We start from the raw sequence: 6,075 nt of genomic DNA, 5'->3' as shown, positions 1-6,075 counted from the left end.
GTCCCGCACGGATCGTCCCCACCGGAGGACCCCCACATGCGCTCGCACCTGCTCAACGACACGACCGCGGAGAGCTACCGCCGCTCCGTGACCGAAGGAATCGAGCGGGTGGCGGCCAAACTCGCCACCACCACAAGGCCGTTCACCGGCGTCACCGTCGACGCCCTCTCCCCCCGCATCGACGAGATCGACCTCGACAAGCCCCTGCTGGACACGGCGGCGGTGCTCGACGAGCTGGAGGACGTCTACCTCCGGGACGCGGTCTACTTCCACCACCCCCGCTACCTCGCCCACCTCAACTGCCCGGTCGTCATCCCGGCGGTGCTCGGCGAGGCCATCCTCTCCGCCGTCAACTCCTCCCTGGACACCTGGGACCAGTCGGCCGGCGGCACCCTCATCGAGCGCAAACTGATCGACTGGACCACCGCCCGCATCGGTCTGGGGCCGGTCTCCGACGGCGTGTTCACCTCGGGCGGGACGCAGTCCAACCTCCAGGCCCTGCTTCTGGCCCGCGAGGAGGCCAAGCCCGGGCGGGACGGCTGGGAAGGCCCGGCCTCCCACGCCGACCTGCGCATCTTCGCCTCCGAGGTCAGCCACTTCAGCGTCAGGAAGTCGGCGAAACTGCTCGGTCTGAGCCAGGACGCCGTGGTCTCGGTCCCCGTCGACCACGACAAGCGGATGCAGACCGTCGCCCTCGCCCGTGAACTGGAGCGCTGCCGTCGCGAGGGCCTGGTCCCGATGGCCGTCGTCGCCACCGCCGGCACCACCGACTTCGGCTCCATCGACCCGCTGCCCGAGATCGCCGAGCTGTGCGAGCAGTACGGCACCTGGATGCACGTCGACGCCGCCTACGGCTGCGGACTGCTCGCCTCGGTCAAGTACCGGGACCGCATCGACGGCATCGAGCGCGCCGACTCGGTCACCGTGGACTACCACAAGTCCTTCTTCCAGCCGGTGAGTTCGTCCGCCGTGCTGGTCCGCGACGCCTCCACGCTGCGCCACGCCACCTACCACGCGGAGTACCTCAACCCGCGCCGCATGGTGCAGGAACGTATCCCCAACCAGGTGGACAAGTCCCTCCAGACCACCCGTCGCTTCGACGCCCTCAAGCTGTGGATGACCCTGCGCGTCATGGGTGCCGACGGCGTCGGGCAGCTCTTCGACGAGGTCTGCGACCTGGCCGCCGAGGGCTGGAAGCTGCTCGCCGCCGACCCGCGCTTCGACGTGGTCGTCGCCCCCAGCCTGTCCACGCTCGTCTTCCGCTACATCCCGTCCTCGGTCGCCGACCCGGCCGAGATCGACCGCGCCAACCTGTACGCCCGCAAGGCCCTGTTCGCCTCCGGTGACGCGGTGGTCGCGGGCACCAAGGTCCAGGGCCGCCACTACCTGAAGTTCACCCTGCTCAACCCCGAGACGACGGTCGAGGACATGTCCGTCGTCCTCGACCTGATCGCCGGCCACGCCGAGCAGTACCTGGGAGAGTCCCTTGACCGCGCGTCCTGAAAACCCGTCCACCGTCCATGACTTCGTGGGGATCGGGCTGGGCCCGTTCAACCTGGGCCTGGCCTGCCTCACCGAGCCGATCGCCGAACTCGACGGCGTCTTCCTGGAGTCGAAGCCCGACTTCGAGTGGCACGCCGGCATGTTCCTGGACGGCGCCCATCTGCAGACGCCGTTCATGTCGGACCTGGTCACCCTCGCCGACCCGACCTCGCCGTACTCCTTCCTCAACTACCTGAAGGAGAAGGGCCGGCTGTACTCGTTCTACATCCGCGAGAACTTCTACCCGCTGCGGGTGGAGTACGACGACTACTGCCGCTGGGCCGCGGGCAAGCTGAGCTGCGTCCGCTTCGGCACGACGGTGACCGAGGTCCGCCACGAGGACGAGCTGTACGTCGTCACCACGGCCGGCGGAGACGTCCTGCGCGCCCGTCACCTGGTCCTCGGCACCGGCACCCCGCCGTACCTCCCGGAGGCCTGCCAGGGGCTGGGTGGTGACTTCATCCACAACTCCCGCTACATGGAGCGGCGTTCGGAGCTGGTGAAGAAGGAGTCCATCACCGTCGTCGGCTCGGGTCAGTCCGCCGCCGAGATCTACCACGACCTCCTCGGCGAGATCGACGTCCACGGCTACCGGCTGAACTGGGTGACCCGCTCCCCGCGCTTCTTCCCCCTCGAATACACCAAGCTCACGCTGGAGATGACCTCACCGGAGTACGTCGACTACTACCGCGAGCTCCCCGAGGCCACCCGCTACCGGCTCACCGCCGAGCAGAAGGGCCTGTACAAGGGCATCGACGGCGACCTCGTCAACGAGATCTTCGACCTGCTCTACCGGAAGAACCTCGGCGGCCCGGTCCCCACCCGGCTGCTCACCAACTCCTCGCTCACCGGCGCGCGTCACGACAACGGCACGTACACGCTCTCCTTCCGCCAGGAGGAGCAGGAGAAGGACTTCGAGATCGAGACGCAGGGCCTGATCCTCGCGACCGGCTACAAGTACGCCGAGCCGGAGTTCCTGGCACCGGTCAGGGACCGCCTGGTGTACGACTCCCGCGGCAACTTCGACGTGTCCCGCACCTACGCGATCGACGTGACGGGCAGAGGCGTCTTCCTGCAGAACGCCGGCGTCCACACCCACAGCGTCACCAGCCCCGACCTGGGCATGGGCGCCTACCGCAACAGCTGCATCATCCGAGAGCTGCTCGGCACCGAGTACTACCCGGTCGAGAAGACGATCGCGTTCCAGGAGTTCGCCGTATGACCTTCACCTTCCGCCCCCTCGACCCCCTGAAGGACGCCGAGCTGCTGCACGGGTGGGTCACCCATCCCAAGGCCGCGTTCTGGATGATGCAGGACGCGCACCTCGAGGACGTCGAGCGGGCCTACATGGACATCGCGGCCGACGAGCACCACCACGCGCTGCTGGGCCTCGACGAGGACGGCGAGCCCGCCTTCTTGATGGAGAGGTACGACCCCGCCCATCGCGAGCTCGTCGGCCTGTACGAGCCGCGGCCGGGCGATGTCGGCATGCACTTCCTCACCCCGGCCACCGACCGGCCCGTCCACGGCTTCACCCGGGCCGTCATCACCGCCGTGATGGCCCACCTCTTCGAGGACCCGGCCGTCCAGCGGGTCGTCGTGGAGCCCGACGTCTCCAACAAGGCCGTGCACGCGCTGAACGAGGCGGTCGGGTTCGTGCCCGAGCGCGAGATCCAGAAGCCGGAGAAGAGGGCCCTGTTGAGCTTCTGCACCCGGGAACGGTTCCAGCTGGCCACGGGGGTGGCCGTATGAGCCTCGCCGACACCGTGGCGCACCTGTCCCCCGAGCGCTGGGAGACGGCCAACCGCCTGCTGATCCGCAAGGGTCTCGCCGAGTTCGCCCACGAGCGGCTCATCGAGCCCGAGGAGACGGACAAGGACCAGTACGTCGTCCGCAGCGACGACGGCAAGACCCGCTACGACTTCACGGCCGTACGCCGCTCGCTCGACCACTGGCAGGTCGACGCCGACTCCCTCACCCGGCACCGCGACGGCACCGAACTCCCCCTCGCCGCCCTGGACTTCTTCATCGAGCTGAGGAACACCCTGGGCCTGAGCGACGAGATCCTGCCGGTCTACCTGGAGGAGATCTCCTCCACCCTCTCCGGCACCTGCTACAAGCTCACCAAGCCGCAGGTGCCGGTGGCCGAGTTGGCGCGGGCCGGCTTCCAGGCCATCGAGACCGGCATGACCGAGGGCCACCCCTGCTTCGTCGCCAACAACGGCAGGCTCGGCTTCGGCATCCACGAGTACCTCGCGTACGCCCCCGAGACCGCGAGCCCGGTCCGCCTGGTCTGGCTCGCCGCCCACCGCTCCCGCGCCGCCTTCACGGCCGGGGCCGGCATCGAGTACGAGTCCTTCGTACGCCAGGAGCTCGGCGAGGCGACCGTCGAGCGCTTCCACGGCGTCCTGCGCGACAAGGGCCTGGACCCGGCCGACTACCTCCTCATCCCCGTCCACCCCTGGCAGTGGTGGAACAAGCTCACCGTCACCTTCGCCGCCGAGCTCGCCCGCGACCTGCTGGTCTGCCTCGGCGAGGGCGACGACGAGTACCTGGCCCAGCAGTCCATCCGGACCTTCTTCAACAGGTCCCACCCCGAGAAGCACTACGTGAAGACGGCCCTGTCCGTCCTCAACATGGGCTTCATGCGCGGACTCTCGGCCGCGTACATGGAGGCGACCCCGGCCATCAACGACTGGCTCGCCCAGCTCATCGAGGGCGACCCGGTCCTGAAGTCGACGGGCCTGACGATCATCCGCGAGCGGGCCGCCGTCGGCTACCGGCACCTGGAGTACGAGGCCGCCACGGACCGCTACTCGCCGTACCGCAAGATGCTGGCCGCGCTGTGGCGGGAGAGCCCGGTCCCCTCCCTCCAGGACGGCGAGTCGCTCGCCACGATGGCCTCGCTGCTCCACGTCGACCACGAGGGCCGGTCCTTCGCGGGCGCCCTCATAGCGCGCTCCGGACTCACCCCCACCGACTGGCTGCGCCGCTACCTCCGCGCCTACTACACCCCGCTCCTGCACAGCTTCTACGCCTACGACCTGGTGTTCATGCCGCACGGCGAGAACGTCGTCCTGGTCCTGAAGGACGGCGCGGTCGAACGGGCGGTCTACAAGGACATCGCCGAGGAGATCGCCGTCATGGACGCGGAGGCGGTGCTGCCGCCGGCGGTCGAGCGGGTGCGCGTGGAGGTCCCCGACGACAAGAAACTGCTGTCGGTCTTCACGGACGTCTTCGACTGCTTCTTCCGCTTCCTCGCCGCGAACCTCGCCGCCGAGGGGATCCTGGAGGAGGAGGACTTCTGGCGCACGGTCGCCGAGGTCACCCGCGACTACCAGCACTCGGTGCCCGAACTGGCCGACAAGTTCGACCGGTACGACATGTTCGCGCCCGAGTTCGCCCTGTCCTGCCTCAACCGGCTCCAGCTGCGCAACAACAAGCAGATGGTCGACCTCGCCGACCCGTCCGGCGCGCTCCAGCTGGTCGGCACGCTGCGCAACCCCATCGCGGGCCTCTAGAACGGCCCAACAGGCGGACGAAGCCCGGGAGTACGGTCCTCCCGGGCTTCGTCGTTTTCCGGCTCTTCTCGTGCCACTTGAGCGCACGGCGTGCACAGCATCGCCATAGTGAGTGCCACTACGGTCCACATCTTGCCGTGACCGCGCTCCTTGGGGGAGACGAGACGATGATGTCCGAGCACACGCCACAGCAGGCCCCGCCCGCCCCGTCGACCGGGGTCCCGGCGGAGGACGTCGCGGCCGTCCACGCCTACGCGGGCGCGTTCTGCGGCAGCCCGGCCACGGCGGCGGACCTCGCCGGGGCGGTGCTGGCCGGCCGGGAGGGGCCCGTCGCGCGCACGGCCCTGCTCGCCGACGTACGGCGGACGGCCTTCGGGTGGCTGCCGGACGAGCGCGCCGGACTGCTGCTCCCCGGCTTTCGCGACTGGGCCCGGTGGGCGGGCGAGACCTTCGGCGCGACGGACACCCTGCGGCGGGTGGAGCACGACGCGCTGCTGCTGCGGGCGTTCGGTGACCTGGCCGACCAGTCGCGGGCCGCGCTGTGGCTGTGCCTCGCCGAGGACGAACCGGCGCTCGCCGCCCGCGTGTTGCACACCTCGGAGGAGTTCGCCGCGGCCATGGCCGAGTCGGCCCGCGCGCGTCTCGCCGACACCTTCCTGCGGCTGCGGGCCGAGCACACGGCCGACGCCCGCTGTGTGCACTACGGCGGCATGCTCGGCGCGATCGCCCGCGGCACACACCGCGAGATGCCGGCCGATCTCGAACAGCACCTGGAGACCTGCGAGTTCTGCGCCCATGACATCGCGCTGCTGCGCACGCTCACCTCGGGCGGCCCGCGGGAGTTACGGCCCCTGCTGGTCGACCGGCTCCTGCTGTGGGGCGGGCCCGCGTACCGTTCGGCGAGATCCGCGCCGGCCGAGGGGGCGGGCCCGGCCCCCGCGGAGCGGGCTTCGCGGGCCAGGTCCGGCTCGTGGGCCCAGGTGGCGTCCCGGGTCGGGGCGGGGCTCGGGAC

5 protein-coding genes are annotated in these 6,075 nt (G+C 69.8%); all 5 read left to right on the top strand.

The window, feature by feature from the left end; all coding sequences use genetic code 11:
* Nucleotides 1-36: 36 nt before the first annotated feature.
* Nucleotides 37-1,503 (top strand): lysine decarboxylase DesA, encoded by a 1,467-nt coding sequence (gene desA / locus EHS43_RS34775; RefSeq protein WP_125194629.1) that lies wholly within the window; start codon nucleotides 37-39, stop codon nucleotides 1,501-1,503.
* Nucleotides 1,487-2,764 (top strand): lysine N(6)-hydroxylase/L-ornithine N(5)-oxygenase family protein, encoded by a 1,278-nt coding sequence (locus EHS43_RS34770; RefSeq protein WP_125194628.1) that lies wholly within the window; start codon nucleotides 1,487-1,489, stop codon nucleotides 2,762-2,764. Before desA ends, EHS43_RS34770 begins: the two co-directional genes overlap by 17 nt.
* Complete coding sequence (locus tag EHS43_RS34765; protein ID WP_125194627.1) at nucleotides 2,761-3,294, top strand: GNAT family N-acetyltransferase; 534 nt, start codon at nucleotides 2,761-2,763, stop codon at nucleotides 3,292-3,294. The genes EHS43_RS34770 and EHS43_RS34765 overlap by 4 nt, the downstream gene beginning before the upstream one ends.
* Nucleotides 3,291-5,063, top strand: coding sequence for an IucA/IucC family siderophore biosynthesis protein (locus EHS43_RS34760; RefSeq protein ID WP_125194626.1), 1,773 nt, complete (start codon nucleotides 3,291-3,293; stop codon nucleotides 5,061-5,063). Before EHS43_RS34765 ends, EHS43_RS34760 begins: the two co-directional genes overlap by 4 nt.
* Nucleotides 5,064-5,200: 137 nt before the next feature.
* Nucleotides 5,201-6,075: hypothetical protein (locus EHS43_RS34755; protein ID WP_125194625.1), on the top strand; the 875-nt coding region annotated here is incomplete at its 3' end.

The organism is Streptomyces sp. RP5T (genome assembly GCF_003933965.1).
Taxonomy (GTDB): Bacteria; Actinomycetota; Actinomycetes; order Streptomycetales; family Streptomycetaceae; genus Streptomyces.
The sequence above is the reverse complement of the archived record's forward strand: the minus strand, read 5'-3'. Positions and strand labels throughout refer to the sequence as shown.

Bases quoted from the DNA above. Each gene is read 5' to 3' on its own strand.
- desA (WP_125194629.1), top strand. From the start codon at position 37: ATGCGCTCGCACCTGCTCAACGACACGACCGCGGAGAGCTACCGCCGC.
- EHS43_RS34765 (WP_125194627.1), top strand. From the start codon at position 2,761: ATGACCTTCACCTTCCGCCCCCTCGACCCCCTGAAGGACGCCGAGCTG.
- EHS43_RS34760 (WP_125194626.1), top strand. From the start codon at position 3,291: ATGAGCCTCGCCGACACCGTGGCGCACCTGTCCCCCGAGCGCTGGGAG.